Source organism: Pseudoalteromonas sp. PPB1 (genome assembly GCF_015356275.1).
GTDB classification, from domain to species: domain Bacteria; phylum Pseudomonadota; class Gammaproteobacteria; order Enterobacterales; family Alteromonadaceae; genus Pseudoalteromonas; species Pseudoalteromonas rubra_D.
Map to the genome: position 1 here is coordinate 107,343 of NZ_JACEQV010000007.1, position 25,751 is coordinate 133,093.

21 protein-coding genes and 1 pseudogene are annotated in these 25,751 nt (G+C 48.1%); 12 read left to right on the forward strand and 10 right to left on the reverse strand.

Going from position 1 to position 25,751, the window contains the following annotated elements; genetic code table 11:
• Positions 1-3: 3 nt before the first annotated feature.
• The 6 genes from IY568_RS09185 (at position 4) to IY568_RS09210 (ending at position 8,185) form a co-directional block, all read left to right on the forward strand.
• Positions 4-330, forward strand: a complete 327-nt coding sequence (locus tag IY568_RS09185; RefSeq protein ID WP_010381666.1) for a PilZ domain-containing protein — start codon at positions 4-6, stop codon at positions 328-330.
• A gap of 8 nt (positions 331-338) precedes the next feature.
• Entirely contained in the window at positions 339-1,127 is a 789-nt protein-coding gene (locus IY568_RS09190) for a TatD family hydrolase (protein WP_010381663.1), read from the forward strand.
• The gene (locus IY568_RS09195) at positions 1,117-2,985 is read left to right on the forward strand and encodes an alkaline phosphatase D family protein (protein ID WP_194867389.1); all 1,869 of its coding nucleotides are present in this window, start codon (positions 1,117-1,119) and stop codon (positions 2,983-2,985) included. Before IY568_RS09190 ends, IY568_RS09195 begins: the two co-directional genes overlap by 11 nt.
• Positions 2,986-3,054: 69 nt before the next feature.
• The gene (locus tag IY568_RS09200; protein ID WP_323744738.1) at positions 3,055-6,747 is read left to right on the forward strand and encodes a two-component regulator propeller domain-containing protein; all 3,693 of its coding nucleotides are present in this window, start codon (positions 3,055-3,057) and stop codon (positions 6,745-6,747) included.
• 359 nt (positions 6,748-7,106) lie between these two features.
• Positions 7,107-7,547: a GNAT family N-acetyltransferase gene (locus tag IY568_RS09205; RefSeq protein WP_125563961.1), complete on the forward strand. Its 441-nt coding sequence runs from the start codon at positions 7,107-7,109 to the stop codon at positions 7,545-7,547.
• A gap of 74 nt (positions 7,548-7,621) precedes the next feature.
• Positions 7,622-8,185, forward strand: coding sequence for an NADAR family protein (locus IY568_RS09210; protein WP_125563963.1), 564 nt, complete (start codon positions 7,622-7,624; stop codon positions 8,183-8,185).
• Between the two features lie 53 nt (positions 8,186-8,238).
• Here IY568_RS09210 and metG read toward each other — a convergent pair whose 3' ends face one another.
• The gene (gene metG / locus IY568_RS09215) at positions 8,239-10,275 is read right to left on the reverse strand and encodes a methionine--tRNA ligase (RefSeq protein WP_194867391.1); all 2,037 of its coding nucleotides are present in this window, start codon (positions 10,273-10,275) and stop codon (positions 8,239-8,241) included.
• Positions 10,276-10,516: 241 nt separating this feature from the next.
• Here metG and IY568_RS09220 point away from each other — a divergent pair, with 241 nt between their 5' ends.
• The 3 genes and pseudogenes from IY568_RS09220 to IY568_RS09230 all read left to right on the forward strand — a co-directional run bounded on the left by IY568_RS09220 (position 10,517) and on the right by IY568_RS09230 (position 14,993).
• Positions 10,517-11,599 carry an Mrp/NBP35 family ATP-binding protein gene (locus IY568_RS09220; RefSeq protein WP_194867392.1) on the forward strand — a complete coding sequence of 361 codons (1,083 nt, stop codon included), beginning with the start codon at positions 10,517-10,519 and terminating at the stop codon, positions 11,597-11,599.
• A gap of 3 nt (positions 11,600-11,602) precedes the next feature.
• Positions 11,603-12,189, forward strand: a pseudogene (gene dcd / locus IY568_RS09225) (dCTP deaminase).
• A 293-nt stretch (positions 12,190-12,482) separates the two neighbouring features.
• Positions 12,483-14,993 carry a putative bifunctional diguanylate cyclase/phosphodiesterase gene (locus tag IY568_RS09230; RefSeq protein WP_194867393.1) on the forward strand — a complete coding sequence of 837 codons (2,511 nt, stop codon included), beginning with the start codon at positions 12,483-12,485 and terminating at the stop codon, positions 14,991-14,993.
• On the opposite strand, the gene IY568_RS25280 is transcribed toward IY568_RS09230, so the two are convergent.
• Together IY568_RS25280 and IY568_RS09240 are read right to left on the reverse strand one after the other, a co-directional pair.
• Positions 14,944-15,747 (reverse strand): CLCA_X family protein, encoded by an 804-nt coding sequence (locus tag IY568_RS25280; protein ID WP_194867394.1) that lies wholly within the window; start codon positions 15,745-15,747, stop codon positions 14,944-14,946. The two genes, IY568_RS09230 and IY568_RS25280, sit on opposite strands and share 50 nt — an antisense overlap.
• Positions 15,737-16,345 (reverse strand): tRNA-uridine aminocarboxypropyltransferase, encoded by a 609-nt coding sequence (locus tag IY568_RS09240; RefSeq protein ID WP_194867395.1) that lies wholly within the window; start codon positions 16,343-16,345, stop codon positions 15,737-15,739. The genes IY568_RS25280 and IY568_RS09240 overlap by 11 nt, the downstream gene beginning before the upstream one ends.
• 129 nt (positions 16,346-16,474) lie before the next feature.
• Between IY568_RS09240 and IY568_RS09245 the strand changes: the two genes are divergently transcribed.
• Together IY568_RS09245 and IY568_RS09250 are read left to right on the forward strand one after the other, a co-directional pair.
• Positions 16,475-16,819 carry an Hpt domain-containing protein gene (locus IY568_RS09245; protein ID WP_010381640.1) on the forward strand — a complete coding sequence of 115 codons (345 nt, stop codon included), beginning with the start codon at positions 16,475-16,477 and terminating at the stop codon, positions 16,817-16,819.
• A 369-nt stretch (positions 16,820-17,188) separates the two neighbouring features.
• Positions 17,189-18,406, forward strand: coding sequence for a pyridoxal phosphate-dependent aminotransferase (locus IY568_RS09250; protein ID WP_125563975.1), 1,218 nt, complete (start codon positions 17,189-17,191; stop codon positions 18,404-18,406).
• Positions 18,407-18,425: 19 nt separating this feature from the next.
• On the opposite strand, the gene IY568_RS09255 is transcribed toward IY568_RS09250, so the two are convergent.
• The 7 genes from IY568_RS09255 to IY568_RS09285 form a co-directional block, all read right to left on the reverse strand.
• On the reverse strand, positions 18,426-19,106 hold the full coding sequence (locus IY568_RS09255) for a M15 family metallopeptidase (protein WP_194867396.1): 681 nt from the start codon (positions 19,104-19,106) through the stop codon (positions 18,426-18,428).
• A complete protein-coding gene (gene dapE / locus IY568_RS09260; protein ID WP_194867397.1) occupies positions 19,103-20,242 on the reverse strand; it encodes a succinyl-diaminopimelate desuccinylase in 1,140 nt (379 codons plus the stop codon). The genes IY568_RS09255 and dapE overlap by 4 nt, the downstream gene beginning before the upstream one ends.
• On the reverse strand, positions 20,239-20,589 hold the full coding sequence (locus tag IY568_RS09265; protein WP_125563981.1) for an ArsC family reductase: 351 nt from the start codon (positions 20,587-20,589) through the stop codon (positions 20,239-20,241). The genes dapE and IY568_RS09265 overlap by 4 nt, the downstream gene beginning before the upstream one ends.
• A complete protein-coding gene (locus tag IY568_RS09270; protein WP_125563983.1) occupies positions 20,586-21,092 on the reverse strand; it encodes a PTS glucose transporter subunit IIA in 507 nt (168 codons plus the stop codon). The genes IY568_RS09265 and IY568_RS09270 overlap by 4 nt, the downstream gene beginning before the upstream one ends.
• On the reverse strand, positions 21,092-21,472 hold the full coding sequence (locus tag IY568_RS09275; RefSeq protein WP_010381627.1) for an ACT domain-containing protein: 381 nt from the start codon (positions 21,470-21,472) through the stop codon (positions 21,092-21,094). The genes IY568_RS09270 and IY568_RS09275 overlap by 1 nt, the downstream gene beginning before the upstream one ends.
• A 146-nt stretch (positions 21,473-21,618) precedes the next feature.
• Complete coding sequence (gene pta / locus IY568_RS09280; protein WP_194867398.1) at positions 21,619-23,766, reverse strand: phosphate acetyltransferase; 2,148 nt, start codon at positions 23,764-23,766, stop codon at positions 21,619-21,621.
• A gap of 3 nt (positions 23,767-23,769) precedes the next feature.
• Positions 23,770-24,969: an acetate kinase gene (locus tag IY568_RS09285; RefSeq protein ID WP_125563987.1), complete on the reverse strand. Its 1,200-nt coding sequence runs from the start codon at positions 24,967-24,969 to the stop codon at positions 23,770-23,772.
• Positions 24,970-25,295: 326 nt separating this feature from the next.
• Here IY568_RS09285 and yfbV point away from each other — a divergent pair, with 326 nt between their 5' ends.
• A complete protein-coding gene (yfbV, locus tag IY568_RS09290) occupies positions 25,296-25,739 on the forward strand; it encodes a terminus macrodomain insulation protein YfbV (RefSeq protein WP_125563988.1) in 444 nt (147 codons plus the stop codon).
• The last annotated feature ends 12 nt before the right edge of the window (positions 25,740-25,751 follow it).

The following is a 25,751-nucleotide window of genomic DNA, read 5'->3' on the forward strand; positions in this document are numbered from 1 at the left end:
AAGGTGCAAGAGTTACTAGTTGATTTTGAAGACATTGACGAGCTATATCGTAGCTACATGCCTTATCAAAAAAGTGGTGGTTTATTTGTACAAACCAATAGCCGCTATGAAATGGGTCAGGCGCTGACGCTGCGTATTACCTTACCAGATGCGCTGGAAGAAGATGTTGTCACGGGCAAGGTGGTCTGGATAACACCACAGGGCGCACAGAACTCCAACCCGCCAGGGGTAGGGGTAGGCTTCGAGACCGAAGACGAATTGCTGAATGATAAAATAGTAAAAATATTGGGTACTAAGCTGAATTCAGGCAAACCCACCTACACCATGTAAGAGTTGTTATGATTGTAGATTCTCACTGTCACCTGGACAGACTGGATTTTGATAAAATTGGAAAAACGTTGCCCGAGATCTTGGGCGATGCCAGAGCTAAACAGGTTGAACACTTTCTGTGTGTGAGCGTGACGCTGGCACAGTTTCCTGCCATGCTGGAAAAAATTCTGCCCTTTGATGATGTGTCGGCATCTTGTGGCGTGCACCCGCTCAATCAGGAAGACGCGCTGGATCCTGCACTATTAAAGGAACTGGCGCAGCACCCAAAAGTGGTCGCGGTTGGTGAAACGGGACTGGACTACTACTATTCAAAAGACACGCATCAGGTACAAAGAGACAGCTTTGCGCAGCATATCGATATTGCCAATGAGCTCAATAAGCCTTTGATCATCCATACCCGCGATGCCAGACAGGATACGCTGGATATTATGCGCGCGCATCAGGCTGAGCAGTGTGGCGGTGTCTTACATTGCTTTACTGAGAATTGGGAAATGGCCAAACAAGCCATTGATATGGGGTTTTATATTTCCATCTCAGGGATTGTGACTTTTAAGAATGCCGTTGAGCTGCAAGAAGTTGTAAAGCGCCTGCCACTTGAGCGGCTGCTAATTGAAACGGATTCACCGTATCTGGCACCTGTGCCACATCGAGGCAAAACCAATCAGCCTGCCTATGTACAGGACGTGGCTTATTTTATTGCGGATTTAAAAGGCATTAGTTACAAGGAGTTAGCTAGCGCGACAACGGAGAATTTCTACCGTTTGTTTGGCCTGGCTCAGCGTGGTAATGCCAGCTAATCGTTCTGCACTTCCCTATGTATTGCTCGGCCCTATGGTGCGCCGGGCAGAGCCTACACAAATTTGCCTGCAATTTGTTACCACGGACGTTCCTGAGTTTGAAGTCGCAATTGATGGCTTCGAAGTGTCGTCACAGCTGAGTGAAATACGCCTGGGCACCTATCTGTATCTGTGCTTTGTGCTGGTAACACCTAAAACGGGTAGCTTCGAGTGCGATACCAACCTGAGCTATCGTGTTAAAGCTGGCGGGCAATGGCTTGATATGAGCAGCCTGAGTTATACGGATGCGCCTCAGTTATTGATACCAGACAGGTTGCGCAGTGTGTTGCATGGTTCATGTCGTAATCCTCATCATCACAGCCGAGACAGCCTGGCAAGCGCCGACGACTATCTGCGCCAAACCCTTGATGAGAGCGCCAAACGACCCGCCTTATTGTTGATGTCTGGCGATCAAATCTATGCCGACGATGTGGCTGGTCCAATGCTTTTAGCCGTTCATAAGCTGATTTCACTACTGGAAATTTATCCTGAGGACAACCTGACACTGAGCTTGCCTGAATCACTGGAGCAGCAACTTTATCAGCGCCATCACTGGTTACCCAAAACCCCTTGGCAGGAACGTAGTAAGTGGACAATTAGCCATTGGCTGAAAAAAGATGAAGCCCATTTTTCCAGTGTTAAGGCTGGCAATCACCTCATTACACTTGAGGAGTTTATTGGCTGTTATTTGCTTAACTTCAGTTATCAGGCCTGGCAGTTGGTTGACTTATCGCAGTTACATGGTCAATCACTGAGCCACCCACAGGCACTAGAGTTTGCAGCCGATAAGCGAGCGCTGGAGGGCTTTATAGAGACGCTGCCTGCTGCGCAGCGGCTTTTTGCAAATGTGTCTACTCTGATGATGTTTGACGATCACGATGTGACTGATGACTGGAATCTGACCGCTCGCTGGGAGCAGAATATAGCGAATTCGCCGGCAAGCCGGCGGATCATTGCCAATGGTCTGATCGCCTATTGGCTGTTTCAGGGGCTGGGGAATGATGCCCTGACGGCTTCGGGTAAGCTGATTGAGGGTTTTACACAAAGTCTCACTGCTCATAACCGATGGGCTCTGACCAGCTTTGATAAAACCTTGCACCGTTTTACTCAGTGGCATTATTGCCTTGAAACCCAGCCGAAAGTGGTGGTGTTAGATACGCGCACGCACCGCTGGCGCAACGAACAGGACTTTAACGAACCCAGTGGACTCATGGATTGGGAAACACTGATGGAATTGCAGGAGCAAATGCTGGAACAGGAGAGTGTGCTGTTGGTCAGCCCGGCGCCGGTTTTTGGGGTAAAGGCTATTGAGACTATACAAGCGGTATTTAACGCATGTGGTCAACCTCTGGTGGTCGATGTTGAAAACTGGATGGCCCATGAGGGCGCAGCGAAAAAGCTGATCGATATTTTTAAACGTGAAGATACGCCCTCTGAGACGATTATACTCTCGGGCGATGTTCACTATTCATTTTGTTTTTCGGTTGCTGCGCGATTTGGCCGTCATGACAATCGCATTTGGCAGCTTACCTCTTCGGGTATTAAAAATGAGTTTCCAAAACGCCTGCTGCATATTCTGGAGAAGCTGGACACTTGGCTGTTTGCTACATGGAGCCCGTTTAATTTATTTACCAAACGCTGGCAATTATCGGTGCGTAAACATCACAGCAATAGCCCCGGCAGGCGTTATCTGGTGAGTGCTTCCGCCATTAGCCTGGTTGAATTGGAGCAGGGACGTTTAAGTCGCTATCGGTTGTTACAGGGAGATGGCCAAATGACCGAGTTCTCATTGTCCGAACATGACGAATCACCAGGCTAATCCTGCAAACGACATCTCAGCCGGATTGTAAAGTTTTGCTATAGTTACAACAAAGAGCCTGTATAAAAGGTGATAGGGTTGTATCAGCAGCAGACAAAACAAACAAAGTTAGGTGCCAGTATCCTCATATCGCTCATGATCTGGCTATACTCTGCAATCGCGTTTGCCGTCCCTGTGTTTTCGGATACTGCACAGGTGATGCGTCATTATGATTATGAATCAGGTCTCAGTCAGGTCAGTATTACCGCCATTGAAGAAGATCAGCTGGGCTACATCTGGATAGGTACTCAGGCTGGCCTGAATCGATTTGACGGCCATTCTTTTAAGCAATTTATTAGCCGCCAGCAAGATCCCTTTGCGTTGGCCGGGGCATTTATTACAGCCCTGTGCCACAGTGGGGAATCTCTCTGGATTGGCACCAGCACCGGGCTGAGTGTCTACCACACTGTGACAGGACGATTTCAAAGCTTTTTGAGTGATTTTAGCCCTTTGGTCCTATCAGATCGGGTGCAATCAATTGGCTGCCAGGGCGCCGCAGTGTCCGTGACCACGGAAGATGGTTTTTATTATGTAATTGATAAGGCTACGTTGGAGCCACAGGAAGTGGCGCTGGAAGGGGATTTTATACGCTATGTGACCGTGTATAAAAATTTGGTTTATTACCTTTCTGATGAAGGGTTAATGGTCAACAACCGCCAAACGGGCATAACAACCCTGTTGTTGGATGGTGATTATAAATCTCTCATGGTTAGTGGCGAGCGCGCTTTTTTAATCAGTAAAGATAACCAGCTTACCGCCTATGATACGCTGTTTGAGCGCGCGTTATGGCAAAGCGCAATTACACCCGATGCCAAGTTGGTGCTGCACTCGGTTTTTGCGTCTGCTGGTGAGCTTTTTGTCGCAACCAGCCATGGTGTTTACTTGCTTGATATGAAAGGGGAAATTAAAAAGCGTTGGTATAAACGTGGCAATAATAAATCGGGTTTACAGGATAGCAGTATCCTCTCGGTATTTCGCGATAGCAACAGCGACCTGTGGATAGGGACAGAGACTCGGGGTTTGCATTTTATTAGTCAGCTCAGCGAAACCTTTGGTCATGTGGGCGAGTATAATTATCCACACTCTCCGCTAACTAATTCAGATGTGCGCAGCTTCGCGCTGGATGAATCGGACAGGCTGTGGGTCGCAACTTCCAGTGGTGGTTATATTTTTGAGCAGCAAAGGTTTGTGAAAGTGGAGCAGGTTTATCCTCAGCTAGCCCGTTTTTCCAATACTTTTATCACTAAGATACAGATTGTCGGTGAGCATGCCTGGCTGACGTCGCGTGGCGCCGGAGTCGCACGGTTAAACCTGATAAGCGGTGAAGTCACCTATTTTATGCCTGATTTTGGCAACGGACCCGAGCTGAGCTTCAATGATATCACCGTATTTAAACAGCTGGTTTTGCTTAGCTCGCGTACTTTGGGTTTGCTTTATTACGACGAAGCCCAGAAAAAGCTGTTGCCCTTCTTTGCGTCATCTGTGTCGGCACCCAATCATGTCTCTTCATTGCTGGTAGACGGCGACGGCTTCTACTTCGGAAGTGTTGGTGATGGTTTATTTCATTACGATGGCCAAAATATCAAATCTCTTACGACCAACAATGGGCTGGCATCAGATATTGTGTTCATGTTGTCCCGCGACTCGCTCGGCGCTGTCTGGGTGGCCAGCGAATCCGGTGTCAGCATTCTCAACAAGCAGTTCGAGGTGGAAAAAGTACTCAAAGTGACCGATGGACTGGCCAATGAAGCGGTCTGGGCCATGGTCTTTGATCAGCAGGAACATATCTGGCTCGGAACCAGCGGCGGTCTGAGCCGGATTAATATTCACGATCATAATATCGATAATTTCCTGGTTGTAGACGGCGTACAGGACAATGAATTTAATTACAATGCAGCCTGGTTAGCCCCTGATGGTCGGGTATTTATTGGCGGTGCTAAAGGGTTCAACCAGTTTTACCCTGAACAGATCCGCATTGCGTTTGGGATCCGTCCCTTACTGATCTCCAATATCGAGCTGCTTGGCGAAGTCTTACATCCTGAAGCCAGTAGCGAACTGACACTGGCGCCTGAGCTGACTGAAAAACTGCTGCTTAATTACAATCAGGATATCGTTTCCTTACATTACTCCAGCCTGGATTATGGCTCTGAGCGACTGAATTTCTTTTATCGTATTGTTGGGTTGAGCGACCAGTGGTTGAAACTCGCAGATGGTGTCAGGCAAATTAATTTGCTGAAACTGGAACCCGGTAATTATCAGGTACAGACTTATACGGTGAATCGCTTCAACCAGAAGTCCCCTGTGCATCGTTTCACGATCCAGATAAAGGCGCCCTGGTGGTGGGACTGGTACTCTAAAACTTTTTATATTGTGGCCTTAACACTCAGCTTCGCTTTGTGGTTCAGGCAACGCCAGGCACGTTATCGTCAGGTTGTGAATGACAACAGAGTCATGAATGAACTACAACAACGCCTTGAGCTGAGCTTGTGGGCCAGTGGCGACGAACTGTGGGACTGGCATCTGGAGGACAAAAAAGTCTATCGTTACTGCGTAAAACCGCGCATTGACTATGGTAAAAATCAAACCTCTATGACAGTTGAAGACATTGATCAGTTTGTGCATCCAAAAGATTGTATTGCCTGGGAAGAAAAGATCGAGTCATGCCTTGAAGGAGAGCTGGATACCTATGAAATCGCCATGCGGGTCAAAACGTTAAAAGACCAGTGGAGTTGGGTATTGGAGCGCGGCAAGGTGGTGAGCCGTGACCATCATGGCAGACCGCAGCGTATTGTTGGGGCATTGAAGGATATCGCGGAGCTGAAGGCGCATCAAAATGCTTTACAAACCCTTAATGAACAACTTGAAATCAAAGTCGCAATGCGTACGGATGAGCTGTACAAGAAAAACCAGAAACTGGAACAAGCTATGATGGAGCTTAAGCGTACCCAACAAGAGCTCATAGAAAGTGAGAAAATGGCCTCATTGGGTAATGTGGTAGCCGGCATCGCCCATGAGATAAATACGCCACTGGGCGTCGCTATAACGGCGCTGACCTACAATCAGGAGTGTCTGCACAACATCAATGAAAAGCTTCAGGAAAAGCAACTACGCCAGACGGATTTAGAGCGTTTTAATGCCGAGCAGGAGGAAGGGTATCGGCTTATTTTACGCAACCTGGACAGGGCACAAATGCTGATCAGCAACTTTAAACAGGTTGCTGTGGATCAATCCAGTGAAGTTGAACGAGACATCAATGTGAAGGACTATATTGCCGATGTCTTCAGCTCTTTGTTACCACTGAGCAAAGGCAAAGAGATCAGCCTGACCATTACGGGCGACGAAGACATGCTGGTGAATACCTACCCGGGCGCCATCTATCAAATCATGACGAACTTATTCAACAATTCCATGATCCATGGCTTTGAAGCCCATCCTCAGGGCAAGGTTGAGGTATCAACAAGCATGGCTGGAGAGTATTGGTTACTGACCTATCGTGATGACGGCGTTGGCATGCCAAAAGCAGGTCTGAAAACCTTGTTTGATCCTTTTGTAACGACGAAAAGAAGTCAGGGCGGCTGTGGGTTGGGCATGCATATCGTCTATAACCTGGTTACGCAACTGCTCAAAGGGGAAATTTCAGCAAACTCAAGCCCGGGTGAGGGCATTGAGGTGACTATCAGGGTCCCATATTCCCCGCCCAAGGGCGAAGAAATGGTTGGGTGAGGCGAGACCGAAGCAACGCTTCGCAGCTCGCCGAACGCTTTTCATGGATGAAAAGCCGGGAGCCCTCCATAGGGATATGTGTCCACTCGTACCTTTCTGAGACCGAAGCAACGCTTCGCAGCTCGCCGAACGCTTTATCGTGTAAAGTCGTGCTTTAGCGCGGCCTTTGCGCAAGGTGAAATGCACAAAGCACACTGGACCAAATTACTGTACAATACTCTCAACAAATTACTAGATTAGGGCTTTGCGGTGCCTAGGGTAATTTCAACCCTCTGTACCATGCCGGCACTTCAACGGGTTAAGAAACGTTGAACATATAATGGAATTAAGAACAATAACAATCACCCAGGACAGTCCAAATGAAAGTCTCCGACTTATCGAGCGACCATTCAGACATTGAGGTTATCGCTAATTGGTATTACCAGCAATGGGACAGTAAAGACCCAAATGCAACATTGCAAAGCGTGACTGACAAATTATCCTCATCTGATTCGCGAACAGGCTTTGCCGCCTATATTGGCGATGAGTTGGTTGGTGCGGGCGAAATCACGCAGCGAATAACGTCCAGTTATTCAGGCTATCAGCATTGGCTTGATGGTGTGTATGTGCCGACTGAGCATCGTGGCAAAGGCATCTCAACGGCTTTGGTTGAGTTTGCGATTGCCAAGGCAATTAAGCTCAAGTTGCCTGCACTGTATCTTCGCTGTGAAGCTCATCTCGTGAAATTATATGAATCTCATGGATTTAGTGTCATTGATATGGACGGACAGAAGTTCATCATGGCACATACATTAACTTAGTGAGTAATCAGGTGCACAGAGGCGGTGAACAGCCTCTGTGCATGAGTGACACACATTATACATAGGAAGTCTTTGTGGCAATAAGTAGTAACACGCAATTAATCGAGTATATTGCGAAATCAAAAAAGCCGAAGTTTGTTTTTTTCTGGGGTCACCAAAAAGCCAAATCAGGTGTTTCTAAGTCCTGTTTCAGTCAATGGTATCCGGCTTACTTTGAGCAGCATGGGTTGATGTTTAAAACTGCTGAGCATTACATGATGTACCACAAGGCGATGCTATTTGATAATCATGAAGTGGCGCTGCGTATTTTAGAATGTGGTCATCCTGGCGAGGCTAAAAAGCTGGGCAGGGCTGTCACCGGTTTTGATGAAGCCACCTGGAATGCTAAGCGATTCGATATTGTTGTCAGTGCAAACATGCTGAAGTTTGCACAAAACCCTGAACTGAAGGAGTTCTTGCTTTCAACCGGCAAAAGGGTTCTGGTCGAGGCCAGTCCGGTTGATAAAATTTGGGGGATTGGTTTGGCAGAAGATCACGAATTTGCAAGTGTGCCTCAGAAGTGGAATGGACTAAACCTGCTGGGCTATGCCCTGATGGTAGTGCGCGACGAATTGTCTCAGGACACTCAAACCGCTTAACAAAAACGGGCCTGATGGCCCGTTTGTTCAATCTAGCTTAATAGCAGCGCTGATCACATCACGCGCATGCCCGGTTGTGAGCCCTCGTCCGGGTTAAGAATATAGATTTCTTTGCCACCAGGACCTGCTGCCAGAACCATGCCTTCAGACATGCCAAAGCGCATCTTGCGGGGCTTCAGGTTGGCAACCATGACGGTGAGTTTGCCGATCAGATCTTCGGGTGCATAGGCAGACTTAATACCTGCAAACACCTGGCGGGTTTCGCCACCTAAGTCCAGTGTCAGTTTCAGCAGTTTGTCTGCGCCTTCTACGTGCTCTGCGTTGGCAATTTTAGCGACGCGCAAATCAACTTTGGCAAAATCATTGAACTCGATTTCGTCCGCGATTGGTTCTTTGGCCAGTGGGCTGTCCGCCGCAGGCTGAGCGCTCTGACCACCGACTTTTTTCTCCAGGCTTTCTTTAGAAGCATCAACCATAGCATTCACCTTATCCAGTTCAACACGTTGCATCAGGGCTTTAAACTTGTTGATCTCATGGTCAACCAGCGGTGTGTCCAGGCTTTCCCAAGACAGTTGCGTATTCAGGAATGCTTCAACATTTTTTGCCATACCAGGCAGAATAGGCTTGAGGTAAGTCAGCAATGCCCGGAACAGGTTCAGACCCAGTGAACATACCTGGTGCGCACGCTCCAGGGTATCTTCATTTTTGGCCAGTACCCAGGGTGCTTCAGCGTCGATAAACTGGTTCGCTTTGTCGGCAAGGGTCATGATCTCACGAACTGCACGGCTGTATTCGCGGTTCTCATAGTGGCCGGCAATGCTGTCTTTGGCTGCGACAAAGCTGTTTAGTAATGCTTCGTCCATGACTGTGCTGCTGAGCTTACCGTCAAATTTCTTGGTGATAAAGCCTGCGCAGCGGCTGGCGATGTTTACGACTTTGCCAACCAGGTCTGAATTGACGCGCTGTGCAAAATCTTCCAAGTTTAAATCAAGATCTGTTACACCACTATTTAGTTTAGCGGCATAGTAATAACGCAGGTACTCTGGGTCCAGATGTTCTAAGTAGGTACGTGCTTTGACGAAAGTACCTTTTGACTTAGACATTTTTGCGCCGTTTACGGTGACAAAGCCATGAGCAAAAACGTTGTTCGGCTTTCTGAAGTTTGCCCCGTCCAGCATCGCTGGCCAGAACAGGCTGTGGAAATAGATGATGTCTTTACCAATGAAGTGATAAAGCTCTGCATCTGAGCCCTCCGCCCAGAACTCATCAAAGTTCAGGCCCTGCTTGTCACACAGGTTTTTGAAGCTGGCCATGTAGCCGATTGGCGCATCCAGCCAGACATAAAAGTACTTGCCGGGGGCTCCAGGGATTTCAAAACCAAAGTAAGGTGCATCACGGCTGATATCCCACTGTTGCAGGCCATCTGCAAACCACTCGTCCAGCTTATTGGCCATTTCAGCCTGCAAGCTGCCTGAACGTAGCCAGGTTTTCAGCATGTCTTCAAATGCTGGCAAATCAAAGAAAAAGTGCTCTGAATCTTTCAAAATTGGCGTTGCACCAGACATCGCTGATTTAGGCTCAATCAACTCGGTTGGGCTGTATGTTGCGCCGCAGGCATCACAGCTATCGCCATTCTGGTCTTCTGCTTTACAGTTTGGACAGGTTCCCGTGACAAAGCGATCAGGCAGGAAAATGCTTTTCTCTGGGTCAAACAACTGTGAAATAGTGCGCTTTTTGATATGACCTTTGTCGTTAAGGCGCGTATAAATTAATTCACTCAGCTCGCGGTTTTCATCACTGTGCGTGCTGTGGTAGTTGTCAAATTCAATGTTGAAGTCAGCGAAATCACGTTGCCTTTCGATACTGACTTGCTGAACCATCTCTTCAGGTGTAATGCCTTGCTTTTGTGCATTCAGCATAATTGGGGTGCCGTGTGCATCATCGGCACAGACATAATAGGTTTCATGGCCTTGTTGTTTCTGGAAACGCGCCCAGATATCAGTTTGAATATATTCCAACAGGTGACCCAGGTGAGTCGGTCCATTGGCGTACGGCAATGCACTTGTTATGAGAATTTTTCTCTTTGTCATAGTTATTCCACGAATATAGAGCGGCTCAGTTTGACTCTGCAGATTTGGCGACTGGCATCACGCTCGGTGCTTATCTGGGCAAAGAACAAAAACTTCGGACCGGTCAGTGCGTCAATTATTGATAAAAGACTGACCAGAACGGCTGGGAAAATCCCGGCAGACGCGAATTTGACTGGTTTTAATGAGGTGAATGTTACATAATTCCAGCGCCCATTTCATCACCTCAAGGCGTTTTATTTGTATGTTTGGTATTGAAAAACTATTTACCAGGAAGGACCCAATCAAAGAACAGATCAAAACTCACCTGCAGCACTACCGCAGTGCAATATTTCCAATGGGAATTGATACGCAGTGGATAACAGAGATCACCCCAGACAAATCGCAGGATGGGCTCTGGCAAGTATCACTGATGTTACCTTTCGCGGCGTCAGGACAGGGCGCTGTTTTGTCCTCACATCTGAGCGATTCTCTCAATACAGATATTCAGGTTACCTGCCAAAGTAAGGTTGCGGGCACAGCTCAATTTAAGCAAATCAAACATATTGTTTTGGTGGCATCAGGTAAAGGGGGAGTGGGCAAGTCGACCACAGCCGTTAATTTGGCTGCCGGGCTTGCGTCCCAGGGCGCACAAGTTGGTGTTCTGGATGCGGATATTTACGGTCCGTCGATCCCCTCATTACTGGGACTGACTGGTCAACAACCCGAGGCAATTGATGAAAAGACTTTAAAACCGTTTGAAAAGGACGGTATTCGGGCGATGTCCATTGGTTTTTTGGTACCGGAGGACGACGCAACGGTATGGCGCGGGCCCATGGCTTCACAAGCATTAACGCAACTACTGAATGAAACAGCCTGGGGTGAGCTGGATTATTTGATAGTGGACATGCCTCCCGGGACGGGAGATATTCAGTTGACCATGACGCAAAAAGTACCTGCCAGCGGGGCAATTGTGGTCACTACGCCGCAGGATCTGGCTCTGGCCGATGCACAAAAAGGCGTCGCAATGTTCAATAAAGTGAACCTGCCCATTATTGGTCTGATCGAGAATATGAGTTATTTTTCGTGTCAGCATTGCGGTGGTAAAAATGCGATTTTTGGTAGTGAAGGGGGCGCCAAACTGGCCGCACGTCATGGTGTTCCTTTGCTGGCTGAAATTCCGCTTGATACTGGGATCCGGGAAAACTCTGAACAAGGTGCGAACATCACAGCTCAGTCGCTGGCGATAAAAGATCATTACATTTATTGCGCGCAGCTGATCAGCAGCATGTTGTATTTACAATCACAATCGACTCAAGGGGTCGAAATTCTAATAACGGATGACTAACTAATGAGACTCTCTGACAGAGACATAAAACAAGCTATAAAGAAACAACACATTCAAATCCAGCCATCGCCGGCGATGAGATGATCTCAGGGGTTACCGTTGACCTGCGCCTGGGCAACAAGTTTCGAGTGTTTCAGGACCATGCTGCGCCTTACGTTGATCTGAGCGGACCAAAAGAGCAGATTAATGCTGCAATGGAATCCATCATGAGTGATGAAATTGTGCTCGAAGATGGTCAGGCATTTTTCCTGCACCCTGGTGAGCTGGCGTTGGCAATGACCTATGAATCCGTGACTTTACCGGCAGATTTAGTTGGCTGGCTGGATGGGCGCTCCTCGCTAGCTCGGCTTGGCTTGATGGTACATGTAACGGCACATCGCATTGATCCGGGTTGGTCGGGAAATATCGTGCTGGAGTTTTATAATTCGGGCAAGTTACCATTGGCACTGAGGCCTAAGATGAAGATAGGCGCACTGAGCTTTGAAACCCTGAGCAGCCCTGCTGAAGCACCTTACAACATGCGAAAAGATGCGAAATACAAAGGGCAGAACAGTGCAATCGCAAGTCGGATCAGTGATGATAATCGCTGATAGCGTGAGCGCAAATTAAATCTACCAGCGAGTAAGTAGCGCACCTCCAAACGCCACTTACCGCTGTCTTACTTGCCCCTTCTTATGCCAGCAGCAGTGAGAATATTTTAACTTGATACTGGCAATTCAAACTTCAGCTTCCATACTTAACATTACCGCTACATCGCGATGTGCAAAATTGAATACGCGCACAGTGGTGTTGGTACTTATCTGAAGTCAGCGAAACAAGCCTCTGCTGCAACTGGTTCGCTGATCGGCTGAGCTATATATACCACTTGCTCAAGGAGGTTGGGATGTGGTCAGGCGTGATACGCGTGATAGCAGTATTGTTGATTGTAACGACAGGCCTGATTTTAGAGAGCCATGCTCAGCCCAGTGATCTATTCGCAGGCAATCAGGCGCCAATTTCGCTCACAACTTATAATGATGCGACAAATCAACTGACTCTGGCGGAGATCCGTCAAATGACGGCGCAAATGTCAGGGTCAAATCAGAATATTAAATTGCAGCGTGGCATTGCAACTTGGGTACGCGTCGAGATTCCGGCCAATACACAAGGTGAGCAAGTGATATATGCTCAGCCAATCCAGGGGGTTCTCAGGTTCTATCTTGAGCGCTCAGGTAAGCTGATCCAGTATACACTGATTGCTCCGGCAAAAGAGCTTGCCTCACCTGCTCAGGCGGTACTGCCGCATATTAAAGTGCCACGAAGTGAGCTGAGCGCGCAGCTTTTTATTCAGGCTCAGGGCACGCATCCCCAGGTATTATCCATTTCTATGGCGTCAGAACCCGACTTTGTGCAGTTATTTAGTCACAGAGTATTCTTGTTTGGTGTTGAGACGGGCAGTATCTATTTTGTTGCTTTTTTTCTTGTCATGATGGCTGTTTCGCAGTTCCGGCCTGGGTTACTGGCCATTGCGGGCTACGTCATACTGATTGCGGTTATCAGTGGCGCTGAGAGCGGAATAAATGTGTTGTTGTTCCCGACAGTGATGAGTGGTGCACTGGTGACATACAATAGTCAGTTCTTCTTACTTTCATTGGCTTGCTTGCTGTGTTTCTTCCATTATTTTACAGCCCAAAAGCGCCTCAATGAGCAGCATAAGTATTATCTATGGCGTTTGCTGTGGGCGCTTTTGCTGGTGGTGTGTATCAGCGCGCCACTGCATGCCAGTTACCAGCTGTTGTTTCAGGTGATGGCCGCGTTGGTTGTGACCGCTTATGTGGCCTATATACTGTGTGTGCAGCCACCCCAACATCAACGCGAAGCGCGTTTGCTGGCCCTTGTTTTTACGCCCGCATTGGTGTTACTGGTGATCCTGATGCTGGGTCAGCTGGGTGTGCTTGCCAGTTCACGCTACTACCTGCTCAATCATGCTTTACTGACGGGGCATGTGTTATTGTTGGCTTATTTCGTCTATTGGCATGAAAGGCAGAAAAAGCTGCTGTTACTCCAGTATGCAAACCATGATAAAGAAACCGGGTTACCTAATCGACATATGCTACAAAAAGCCCTTGATGGTTTGCAAAGCACGCATCAGCATCACACATTGGTGATGTTTCGACCAAAGGTACTGAGCGTGATCAGACTGAATATGGGCTGGGATTATGCTGCGATTCAGCTCAAGTCTTTATTGAAAAAAGTACAAGTGCAGTTGGATACCTATGGCCGGGTGACAATCGCCGCTGAGCCGAACAGCAAAACGCAGATCTATCGGCTGGATGACACCCTGTTTGCTATTGTCTTGCGTGGCAAGTTAGAGCTAAGCCAGGTTGAGCAATATGCATGCTTGCTGGCTTCAATTTTTGAAGAAGGGATCAATTTTAAAGGAGAGTTACTTGTTGATCAGCTTGAAATAGGCGTAGCCAGTAACCCAGTTCATGCACAATCCACCGAAGCATTAATGCAACGTGCTTTACAGGCGATATCGGCACGGCCGCTGGGCACGCAAAAATGGCAGTTGTTCGATCATAATGACTCTTTGTATTTGGAGCGGCGGGTTAAGGTGGCGTCTTCGCTGAAATATGCGGTTTCGCAAAATCAGTTTACCTTGTATTTCCAGCCTCAGGTTAAGTTGCAGCAAGGGGAGGTATTTGGCGCAGAGGTGTTGTTGCGCTGGCATCATCCCGAGTTAGGTGTTATTCCGCCGGATGAATTTATTCCTATTGCTGAAGCCTCTGGCATGATCCCTGAAATTACCGACTGGGTGGTTGAGCAGGCATTATCTTTACAAGCCGAGCTGTGTAGCATTTATTCGCAACATGTTTTGTCACTCAACGTCTCGGGCAAAGACATTGGCCGAAAAGATTTGGCGGTACAATTGATAACCCTAATCAGTCAGTTAAATTTGGCACCATCTCAGCTTATGCTGGAAATCACAGAGTCCGTAACTCTTGCTAATGAAGTCGACCTGAATGAGATCATTGATGGTTTTAAGCGCCTTGGTGTCAAAATGGCCATAGATGATTTCGGCACTGGGTATTCTTCACTGGCTTACCTGAGCCAGCTTGGAGTTGATGAGATAAAGATAGATAAGAGTTTTGTGATGAATATTGCCAGCTCAGCGACTAATCAAACGATTTGCAAGGCGACCTGTGATATGGCACACAATTTGGGCTCTATGGTAGTTGCTGAAGGCGTTGAAAGCGTGCATTGCTACCAAATGTTGAAAGCGTTTGGCTGTGATATTGGCCAGGGGTTTTATATTTCCAGACCACTTCCGTTTGAAGAATATAAGGCGTGGTTAACACAATTCATTGCGCTTGACGATATAACGCAGCACCTAGCATCTGAAAATAGTTAGTTGTGGCTGTGAGCGTTGCTGCCGCGATGCTGGGGTCGGGAAAGCCGCCCTGGAGCTGTAATGTGGAGTCGAGTACGTCGTCCACTAAAAAAGCATTATGGATCTGGGGGTGATTCGCGATGACCCATTCAAATGCGCGTGCGGTTAGCTCCTGTGGTCTCGCATAATACTGGCCACCACGTGCTTTATCCAGCAACACCGCATGTTTAAAATAATCACTCGGCTCGTTTGCGCTACTGCTCAGAAATAACAAGCGAAATAATGCATCGAGCTGCTCATTAAGCGGGTGTGACAGTATAGGCGGCTGCACCAGCCAAAGTGCGGATGCAAAGTCGTGCGCGCGCGCCTCATGGAACATGTGTTTGGCAATGTAGTGGTCAAAAGCATGCCACCATTCGTGCGCGAGTGCACCGCCTCCTGCGTTCTTAGCCAGTGCCAGGGTACGCTTGTTGCTGTCATAATGGGCCTGCACACCGGCCTGTCCACCGCTACCGAAGGCCAGGTTCAATGTACCTCGTAAACCAATCGCAACAGGGGGCAGTGACAAGATCTGAGTAAGATCAGCCAGCGCATCGTAGAGCAGGTTAGCTGCTATATACTGCTCTTCCTTACTCACCCAGGCGCCTAAGGTAATGGTTTTAAAACCGAAAGTGGTTTTGATTTCATCAAAACTGGCTTGATCGCCAAAGCGATAATCCGGACCATTACGGAAAAACTGGCGTTTTAATCGGTTAGTCGACCTGTTATTCGTCACTCAGATACCTAAGCTTTACGTGATCTGGCATGTGTCTGGTCTGTTGCCCAATCATACCAGCCAGCGCCTGATAGAAAGGGGCTGGTGAGATCTGTTCATAAAGGTGTAAAAAATGGGCGGTCGCTTCTAGGGTCGAGAGGCTGAATGCCTGCTCAGCTTTACGAATATGATACTGATTTTCAGGCAAGTTCGCGAACGACACATGTGACAGGCTCATCAACCAGGGATTAAGCATGAGCATTTTGTGTACCTTCTTCCAGGTACCGTCTAGCACGACCAATGTTTCTATGTTTGGCTGCTCTTGCTGAACTCTCGTTTCATCGAGCGTCATTGCGTTTTCAGAGGGATAAAGCAGGGCACAGACTTGCGACTTCAGTCGGCTACGGATATCGCTAAAGTCGGCTTCAGATTCCCCTTGAACGACCTCGATATTACTGAGTTGTAGTGACAGTAATCGAACGGTGTTTTTGGCTACTTTGACCTCACTGGGGTGTTGTAATACCACTATCTTACAGCGATTGTGAATGAGGCTGCCCAGGAATGGGCAAACGCATGTCCGTAATGGAAAGTGGCAGTGGTCGCAAAAGGCTCGTTTCATCGCATTATTTTACTGTTTTTTCTGTTACAGATCATATCATAGTTTGCAGTTTAGGACCCTCTTAGCTAGCATTAACAATATAGAGAGGCTTTTGCTGGGTTTGTTAGCCTGATAATGAAAAGGACTAATATGAATGTAATAATTGATGAAGCTTGCCTGGATACGATGCAGTCCCTGTTAGGTGAGCAATTTTCAGACACCTTAGTATTTTGCATCAGTGAATTTGAACGACTGGAACGTGAAGTCCGTGAGTCGTTACCTGGAGATCTGGAGGCAGCGACACGCAATGCGCACAGCCTAAAATCGAATGCGGCACAGTTTGGTGCAATGAGTTTGTCTGACAGTGCCCGTGAGATTGAGCTGTTTCTGCTTGAGGGAGATGTCAATTCTGCCAAAGAGTCGTTAGGCAACTTATCTCAACAGGTAGCTGGCTCTACTGTAAAATTGCAGCAATGGTTGATGGCCAATGCATAGAATGATGTGCTTCGCTCGCGTACGAGCGTTGCTCCAATAGGCAGCTCACTACTCATGATGAGCTGTTTTTTTCGTTACTGGCAGCTTATACCAATTTCACTTAATACCTGTTCTATTTGAAGGAGCAAATAGGACGCTAACGGCGTTAAAAATTTCTCATTTAGAACAACTAAATAGCAAAATTTTTGCCTAGTTACCGACCCTATTTTCTTGCCTCAAAGTAGAACACTTAATTAAGCAAATTGGTATTATTCTTTTTTTGTAAAATCACTCTACTTTCCCTTAAACCTTGTTTTTATCTTCATCAAGAAATCTCCTTTTCTTCCAGTCATTGGGGCGCTATTCTAGTAGGCTGAATGGGGAGAAATAATGATAAAAATTACTAAAAGCAGCAAACTCAATGGGGTGTGCTACGACATTCGTGGTCCTGTGTTATCGCAGGCAAAGAAAATGGAAGACGAGGGCACTAAGGTTCTCAAGCTGAATATCGGCAATCCGGCTGCCTTTGGCTTTGATATGCCTGAGGATATGCACCGTGATATCATTCGTAATTTGTCAGACGCTCAGGGTTACTGTGATTCTAAAGGGCTTTATTCTGCGAGAGTGGCCGTTTATCAGCATTATCAGCAAAAAAATCTGCCAAATATCAGCGTAGATAATATTTTTATTGGTAATGGCGTCAGTGAACTTATTCAGATGGTCACTCAGGCACTACTAAATGATGGCGATGAGGTACTGATCCCGGCCCCTGATTATCCGTTATGGACCGCTTCTGTTAAGTTGTCAGGGGGGAAGCCGGTACACTATTTGTGTGACGAAGCGGCTGACTGGTTTCCGGATTTGGCTGATATACGGGCCAAAATTACCCCCAATACACGTGCGCTGGTACTGATCAATCCGAATAATCCAACCGGCGCTGTGTATAGCAAAGCTTTGCTGGAGGGACTCATTGATATTGCCAGAGAGCATAACCTGTTGCTGCTCAGCGATGAAATCTATGAAAAGATCCTTTACGATGGTGCCCAGCATTGGTCAATTGCTTCATTGTGCGATGATCTACCCGTGATCACCTTTAATGGTCTTGCTAAGACGTATCGGGCAGCAGGTTTACGTATGGGCTGGATGGTGCTGAGTGGCAAAGTCTCCGCCATGAAAGACCTCATCGATGGCTTGAATATGCTGGCATCCATGCGTTTATGTGCCAATGTGCCGGCGCAATTTGCAATTCAGCAGGCATTGGGCGGGGTACAGTCGATAGATGCATTGATCCAACCTGGTGGGCGGTTATATGAGCAACGCCAGATTGCGTGGCAAGGGCTGAATGATATGCAGGGAGTATCTTGTGTCAAACCCATGGGGGCGTTGTACGCATTCGCTAAAATTGACACGCAACATTTCAATGTGAAAAATGATGAGCGAATGATGCTCGATTTGTTGCGTGAAGAGAAAATTCTGCTGGTGCATGGAAGAGCGTTCAACTGGCCCCAGCCGGACCATTTCCGTTTGGTGTTTTTACCGCATATGGATGAGCTGGAGCCTGCGATGGAGCGAATGCAGCGGTTTTTTGAACACTATCGTCAGCAATAACGAATTCTGTATTGCTGATTTAGTCACATATGTTGTCAACGTACTGGTCGTACAGCGTTGGCAGCATAGCCAAAATTGTTTCCTTCGCTGCAACGTCATGAGTACTGATAACAGTTGTCAATGTTTCCAACGATAACGCCGTCATCATTTCTGTCGCACGACTACGGTGACTGATATGCCAGGGCTCAGCCGCAACACCGCCCTGGTAACGCTGATAGGGTCGAAAGAACCCAAATTCTGCCAAATGTTCGCTCAGCCAGACATTAAATTCGCCAAAAGGTCCATCTCGCTCATATTCCCAGGGTTCGAGTTGAAGCTGCTGTCCGTCAGGCAGACAGTTGCGCGCGTAAACGTCCAGATCGGTGCCAAAGTGATGTCGGCTTGCCCCTGGCAGCGCCGAGTAGAGCATGATTGCGTGAACACGTGCTTGTGGCGATAGCAAAGACAGGTCAACTGGTTCATTTTGATTGTTCAATACCGGGCGTATGCCTTTAATCTTGTTGTTCCAGATCAGGCACTGACGATGAAAGTCACGATGTGCCGAGGCGATACTGAAAGCAAATCCAGCGCGCTCGGCAGCTTTGCTAAGCGCGCTGAGATCACGTTGTACGGCACTGTGCACATACACATTATTGAACTCAACCAAATGGCTGGTGGAGAGGCCAGATGCCTGTGAGGCAAGCGTGCTGAGTTGGCTCATGTAAGTAGCTTTTCCAGAATTAACTCATAGATTTCCGCAAGCTGCTCGAGCGATTCCGTACTCACACATTCATTGACCTGATGGATAGTGGCATTCACTGGGCCCAGTTCAATCACTTTACAACCAGTTTGCGCGATGAAGCGACCGTCCGATGTTCCGCCAGTGGTTTCCGGGTTCGAATCAATCCCGGTGACTGTTTTGATGGCGTCCAGGGTTACACTCAGTAAGGGTCCTGGCTCTGTCAAAAAGGGCAGACCGTTGAGTGTCCAGTGAAGCTCATAGTCAAGGCTATGTTTGTCGAGTATCTCGGTCACACGTGCCTTGAGTTGCTCTGCGGTGACTTCGGTACTAAAACGAAAATTAAACTGCACATCCAGGCTGCCAGGGATGACATTACCGGCTCCGGTGCCGCCGTGGATATTCGAGATCTGAAAACTGGTAGCCGGGAAAAAAGCATTGCCCTGATCCCATTGCGCTGTGCTGAGCTCAGTCAGTGCGGGTGTACTCAGGTGGATTGGATTCTTGGCTAAGTGAGGGTAGGCAACATGGCCTTGTACTCCTTTAATGGTCAGGTGTCCCGTGAGCGAGCCACGACGGCCGTTTTTAACCACATCACCAAGTTGGTCCCTGGACGACGGTTCGCCAACCAAACACATGTCTATTTTTTCATTTCTTGCTTCAAGCAGATCCACTACCTTGGTGGTGCCATTGACAAAGGGGCCCTCCTCGTCAGAGGTTACTAAAAAGCTGATCGACCCTTTGTGGTCTGGAAAACGCGTGACAAAACGTTCAGTCGCCACCACCATAGCAGCCAGTGAGCCTTTCATATCGGCAGCACCACGGCCATGCAGCATACCGTCGTGGATTTCACCTGAAAAAGGCGGGTATTGCCAGTCACGTTCGTTGCCAACGGGCACCACGTCGGTGTGGCCTGCAAAGCAAAAGTGTGGCCCCTCATCTCCTTTGCGTGCCCAGGTATTGAGCGTATCAACGAAGAAGTGCTCTTCGACATTAAACCCCAGCGCACTCAGGCGAGCATTAATCATTGCCTGACACCCGGCATCCTCAGGGGTGACTGAAGGGCGTTGGATAAGTGCCCTGGCCAGTGCGACTACGTCACTGTGTGTCTCACTCATAGCGAGAAAATTTCCTGATATTGCGGCGCTTTAAAGCCCAGGTGATATTGGCCTGCGTGCAGCAGAATAGGGCGCTTTATCATGGCGGGGGCGGCTAACATATGTGTTTGTGCACTGTCAGCGTCCAGGTTTTGTTTGTCTTCATCGCTGAGTCCACGATAGGTAGTACCACGTTTGTTCAGTACGTTTTCCCAGCCCAGTGCCGCAACAAATTCAGCTAGCATTTGCGCGTCGAGCCCGTCTTTGCGGTAGTCGTGAAAGGTGTAATTGATGTCGTTTTGTTCAAGGAATTTCTTTGCTTTTTTAATCGTATCGCAGTTGCTGATACCGTACATAATGGTGGTCATAAATTACATGCTCTGGATAATGTGATAAGCGGATCTTTACCCGCAGTGACTTGATTTAAAGGATAATAACATGGTCCCAGTTTGTCTGCATTGAGCAATAACAGGGTGCCCAGCACATCAACATCGCTCGGTACATCGAAGTAGCACAAGATATCTCCCATCGCGACGTGCTTTTTGCCATAGCTGTGCTGGATGAGATGTTCTGTTCTACGGTACTCTGCCGGGATCAGAAGGTGCAATAGCAGGAGCAATCCCGATTTTGTTCTCAGGACAAACTCACAGCCATGTTGACTGATTTTTTCTACCTTGGCAGGGCAGGGTGCCAGCATCATCGCCGAATTCAATTTTACACAGACACCGGGGCCCAGCATACCGCTTGAAAATAACGCCTCTGGGTGCCGACTTGCAGGGTGGACCTTGCCCGTAAAGGGGCTGGCAATATGCATGATTGGGTTAGCAATTTGGGCAATGGGGGCGTAATTAATTTGCTGTGATAAATGCATCAGACAAACAGGTATCCGTCTTTTTTGAGCGCCTTAATAGCGTCAGGAAGTTGGGCTTCTTTAACCAGAATATAGTCAGTGTCGTAGGTGGAAATGGAAAAAATGGAGACATTGGCACTGGCCAAGACGCCAGATATATTGGCCATGATGCCTGTGAGTGAAAAACCAAGTGGGCCAATGACTTCCAGTGCGCGCCAGTGTGGCTCAGTGGCGAAACTATTAAAAACCAGGTCGCTGGGGCAGACAATTGAGAGTTCTTCAGAGGTTTTGGCGATGAAGAAGATCTCAGCTGACATTACTTCGGCGGGCACAGCCTGATCACTATCCAGACTATGGATGGTAAAATTGTGTGGCAATACCTGTAATGTTTGCTTCGACATATCCGAGTCCCGACACCTGTGACTCTGTAATAGTATAGTCAAGCATGGCCAAAAGAAACCTTTTTCCGTTGGCTGCACAGCCTGTCAGGTTATAATTCGGGAAGTAGGCGAACTTCCCGAATTATACTATGGGTAATCCGGAGATGTTAGTGGTCGTTTTGTCCCGCCTGGATTGCGGTCAGTGCAATGGTATACACGATATCATCAACCAGTGCACCACGGCTAAGGTCGTTCACGGGCTTACGCATACCTTGTAGCATGGGTCCAATACTGATCAGATCGGCACTCCGCTGAACGGCTTTGTAGGTGGTGTTACCAGTATTGAGGTCCGGGAATACAAACACTGTCGCCTTGCCTGCAACTTTACTGTTCGGCGCTTTCTTACGTGCCACATTTTCCATGATAGCAGCGTCGTACTGTAGCGGTCCGTCAATATCGAGATCCGGGCGTTTTTCCTGCGCAATGCGGGTTGCCTCACGTACCTTGTCTACGTCAGCCCCCTGTCCAGAAGTACCCGTACTATAACTGATCATGGCTACTTTGGGCTCAATGCCAAATGCGGCGGCAGACTCAGCAGATTGAATCGCGATATCAGCCAGTTGCTCTGCGGTTGGATCAGGGTTAATGGCACAGTCACCATAAACGAGGACCTGATCGGGCAGCAGCATAAAGAACACGGAGCTAACCAGGGATGAATCCGGGGCCGTTTTGATGAGCTGAAGTGGCGGACGGATCGTGTTTGCAGTGGTGTTGACTGCACCTGATACCAGGCCATCGACCTTATCTTCAGCCAGCATCATAGTTCCCAGTACCACATTGTCTTGTAACTGCTCAGCAGCGACCACTTCAGTCAGGCCTTTGTTTTTGCGCAGTTCAACCATAGGTGCAATGTACTTCTCAACTTCTTCCTGCGGGTCTAGAATGGTGACATTGTCGTTGAGCTCAACACCTTGTTGTGCAGCGATACGTTCTATCTCTTCGCGCTCACCCAGTAGTACCGTTTTAGCAATCCCACGCTCGCCACAAATTGCTGCCGCTTTAATTGTACGAGGCTCGTTACCTTCCGGCAGTACTATGGTCTTGTTTGCTTTTCGCGCAGAATCGGTCAATAAGAAGCGAAAGGCTGGCGGCGATAATTTTCGTGTTCGGGCTACACCCTGAGCCAACGAATCCAGCCATTCAGCATCAATGTTATCAGCGTTATGCTGCTTTACTTTGTCGATACGCTGTTCATCGTCAGCAGGCACTTCCATGTTGAAATTGTGCAGCAGCAAAGATGTTCGCCAGGTATCGGCTGTGGTCGCCAAGATAGGCAGGCCAGTTGCCATAGCCTGCTCACACAGCTCCATGATTTTGGCTTCTGGTTTGAAACCACCGGTGAGCAAAATGGCACCCAGCTTAGTGCCGTTCATGGCACTCAGACAGCCAGCAACGAGAATGTCAGAACGATCACCCGGCGTAACCAAGAGTGCACCTGGCGTAAAATGGTTCAGGATATTTGACACTGTTCTGGCACAAAAGGTCACGCGTCTTAAACGTCGGTGCGCCATGTCTCCTGCGTTTATCACTTCTGCACCCAGGTAATTACTCAGATCAACGACACGTGGCGCCACAAGATCAAAGTCCCAGGGGATAGCGCCCAGCAACATAAATGGGTGTTTACGGAAGACGGGTAACGAGGCGAGCCTGTGCAGTTCATTTTCAAGCTGCTCGGGCTCATGTTGATCAACCAGATCTGCGCGCGCTCGGCCATCTTCGTCCAACGGTGCGTTTACTTTGTTAAAGATGCAACCCAGTACCCGCGGATGGTCGACGCCACCATAGTTACCGGCGGCAATCTCCAGACGATCCTCAAGTTGATCATTGCTGTCATTACCCGGGGTGAGCACAAATACGATGTCCGCACCGAGCGTTTGCGCGATTTCCCGATTGACACGACCTGCATAAGGCTGACGGCGGGTAGGGACCATCCCCTCGATGATAGCTACTTCACCCGGGTTGATAGCGCTTTCAAAGCGCTCAACAATTTCTTCCAGTAAATCGTCGCCTTTCCCGTCACCGATCATTTGCTCTGCGTAGCTGAGCTCAAACGGTTTTGGTGGAGAAATCGAAGAGCCTTGTTGTACGATTAAAGTTGATTTTTCAGGGCCGGTGTCTTCTTTTCGTGGTTGTGCAATCGGTTTAAAAAAGTTAACCGCAACGGCTTTTTGTTCTAGTGCACGGACTATCCCAACTGACACTGACGTTAAGCCAACACCGGTGGAAATAGGGATTAACATAATACGACGGCTCATGGCTTATTGCTCCTGTGCCAGTTGCGCTGCATCATGGGCAATCACCCACTCTTCATTGGTAGGGATGACTAATGCTTTGGGGCCAGTACCTGTGCGTGTAATTTCGCCCTGTTTGCCAAAGCGAGCATCCAGGTTTGCTGTCTTATCAATGGTCATACCCAAGAATCCGAGTTGCTCGACAACTTTTGCCCGGATCACATCTGAATTCTCGCCAATACCGCCGGTGAACACCACGGCATCTACGCCACCCAGAGGCACGGCAAAACTGGCAATTTGTTTAGCTAAGCGATAACAGAACATCTCCAGTGCCAGCGTTGCTTGTGGGTGTCCGTCCGCTGCCGCTTCTTCAATGGTACGGCAGTCATTAGACAATTCGCTGATCCCCAACAGGCCACTTTGTTTGTTTAGTAACGTGTCGACTTGCTCAACGCTGTAATTAAGCTGATTAACCAGATAGGAGAAAAGCCCCGGATCGATGTCGCCACTGCGAGTGCCCATGATCAGACCCTCCAGTGGCGTGAGCCCCATGCTGGTATCGACGGATTTTCCGTCTTTTATCGCACACACTGAGCACCCATTACCGAGGTGCGCAGTAATAATACGAGAACTTTTCTGCTCAAGCCCTAATGCTTTGATGGCCTGAGTCGATACAAAGTAGTGGCTGGTACCATGGAAACCATAGCGACGAATACCATGGGTTTTATACAGGTCATAAGGCAAAGCGTACAGGTAGGCACTGGGAGCCATGCTCTGATGGAACGCAGTATCAAAGACGGCAATTTGGGGTAAGTGGCTAAATGCCTGCGTTGCTGCGTCAATACCCAACAGGTTAGCTGGATTATGCAATGGCGCCAGATCCGCTGTTTTAACGATGGCCTGATGTACTGTGTCATCTATCAGTGCGGATTGTGTGAAGTGCTCACCGCCATGTACGACGCGATGACCCACGGCAACCAGTTCTTTGTCCAGACCCAGGGATTTGACCAGCTCGACGAGTTTGTCGATAGCAATTTGATGTGCATCGCCTGCATTGAGTGAGATGATGTGTTTTTCGCCATCGTGTTTATATTTAATTTGTGGGCTGTCTTCGCCAAGGCGTTCAGCGAGGCCAGAAAGGTGTTCCTGAGTGGTTGTTGGGTCTATGATTGCGAACTTGAGGCTGGAGCTGCCACAATTGAGTACCAGAACATGGGTAGATGACATAATGACTATCCGTTTTGACAATAACTGTTATTGCGTATTAAGCTAAATGAAAAGGCGCGTTTAGCTTAATATTAGACTAAGGTATAATTGACGAGTATAAAGTTAATTTTACCCGATTTTTTTGAGAAACGTTAGGCCATCGATATTGGTTTATCGTGTTTTATTGCGAGTTTTATTGATTGTTAAGCAAGCGCTAGTCGATGGCAGGTAAGCAATGGGTTAATGGTGTTGCTTGGTTTCCTGGAATTGACTAAATGTAAGTTGCCCGTTGCGGTTTTAAATCAATATAATGCGCAGAGAGTTTTCCCTCGCACCCGGGAGTTATGATGCAGAAAAGTCTTATTTCACAAGTGCAACTTGGACGTCAGTACGCCAAAGAATGGCCAATGCGCAAGGAATTGACGCTGTTATTTCCCGAATTCAGAGTGATCAAAGCCACTGAGTTTGCCCTTCAGGTGATGCCTGCGCTGGCGATTATTTCGGTCTTTATCCAGACTTCATACTTGGGAATGGCTTATTTACCTCAGGCTATTACGATTGCGTTGTTCTTCTTGTCTTTGCCTGTCCAGGGGTTGCTCTGGCTGGGTAAGCGGGCTGATACACGGTTGAATCCGGCTTTGAATAGTTGGTATAAGGAGCTTTATCACAAAATGGTGGCTAATGGGTATCAGGCCGATGCTGCACGAGACCCCAAGTATCGTGAATTGGCGAAACTGCTAAACGATATGTTTGAGAAAATGGACAAAGCATTTGCAAAAGAAAACCTCTGATATGTCAGAGGT

Excerpts from the sequence above, each read along its gene's own strand:
- IY568_RS09205 (WP_125563961.1), top strand. The coding sequence starts at position 7,107 with ATGAAAGTCTCCGACTTATCGAGCGACCATTCAGACATTGAGGTTATC.
- IY568_RS09270 (WP_125563983.1), bottom strand. The coding sequence starts at position 21,092 with ATGCATTTATCACAGCAAATTAATTACGCCCCCATTGCCCAAATTGCT.
- IY568_RS09255 (WP_194867396.1), bottom strand. The coding sequence starts at position 19,106 with ATGAGCCAACTCAGCACGCTTGCCTCACAGGCATCTGGCCTCTCCACC.
- IY568_RS09245 (WP_010381640.1), top strand. The coding sequence starts at position 16,475 with ATGAATGTAATAATTGATGAAGCTTGCCTGGATACGATGCAGTCCCTG.
- IY568_RS09265 (WP_125563981.1), bottom strand. The coding sequence starts at position 20,589 with ATGACCACCATTATGTACGGTATCAGCAACTGCGATACGATTAAAAAA.
- IY568_RS09250 (WP_125563975.1), top strand. The coding sequence starts at position 17,189 with ATGATAAAAATTACTAAAAGCAGCAAACTCAATGGGGTGTGCTACGAC.
- pta (WP_194867398.1), bottom strand. The coding sequence starts at position 23,766 with ATGAGCCGTCGTATTATGTTAATCCCTATTTCCACCGGTGTTGGCTTA.
- dapE (WP_194867397.1), bottom strand. The coding sequence starts at position 20,242 with ATGAGTGAGACACACAGTGACGTAGTCGCACTGGCCAGGGCACTTATC.
- metG (WP_194867391.1), bottom strand. The coding sequence starts at position 10,275 with ATGACAAAGAGAAAAATTCTCATAACAAGTGCATTGCCGTACGCCAAT.
- IY568_RS09285 (WP_125563987.1), bottom strand. The coding sequence starts at position 24,969 with ATGTCATCTACCCATGTTCTGGTACTCAATTGTGGCAGCTCCAGCCTC.
- IY568_RS09195 (WP_194867389.1), top strand. The coding sequence starts at position 1,117 with ATGCCAGCTAATCGTTCTGCACTTCCCTATGTATTGCTCGGCCCTATG.
- IY568_RS09220 (WP_194867392.1), top strand. The coding sequence starts at position 10,517 with ATGTTTGGTATTGAAAAACTATTTACCAGGAAGGACCCAATCAAAGAA.
- IY568_RS09190 (WP_010381663.1), top strand. The coding sequence starts at position 339 with ATGATTGTAGATTCTCACTGTCACCTGGACAGACTGGATTTTGATAAA.
- yfbV (WP_125563988.1), top strand. The coding sequence starts at position 25,296 with ATGCAGAAAAGTCTTATTTCACAAGTGCAACTTGGACGTCAGTACGCC.
- IY568_RS09230 (WP_194867393.1), top strand. The coding sequence starts at position 12,483 with ATGTGGTCAGGCGTGATACGCGTGATAGCAGTATTGTTGATTGTAACG.
- IY568_RS09275 (WP_010381627.1), bottom strand. The coding sequence starts at position 21,472 with ATGTCGAAGCAAACATTACAGGTATTGCCACACAATTTTACCATCCAT.
- IY568_RS09240 (WP_194867395.1), bottom strand. The coding sequence starts at position 16,345 with ATGAAACGAGCCTTTTGCGACCACTGCCACTTTCCATTACGGACATGC.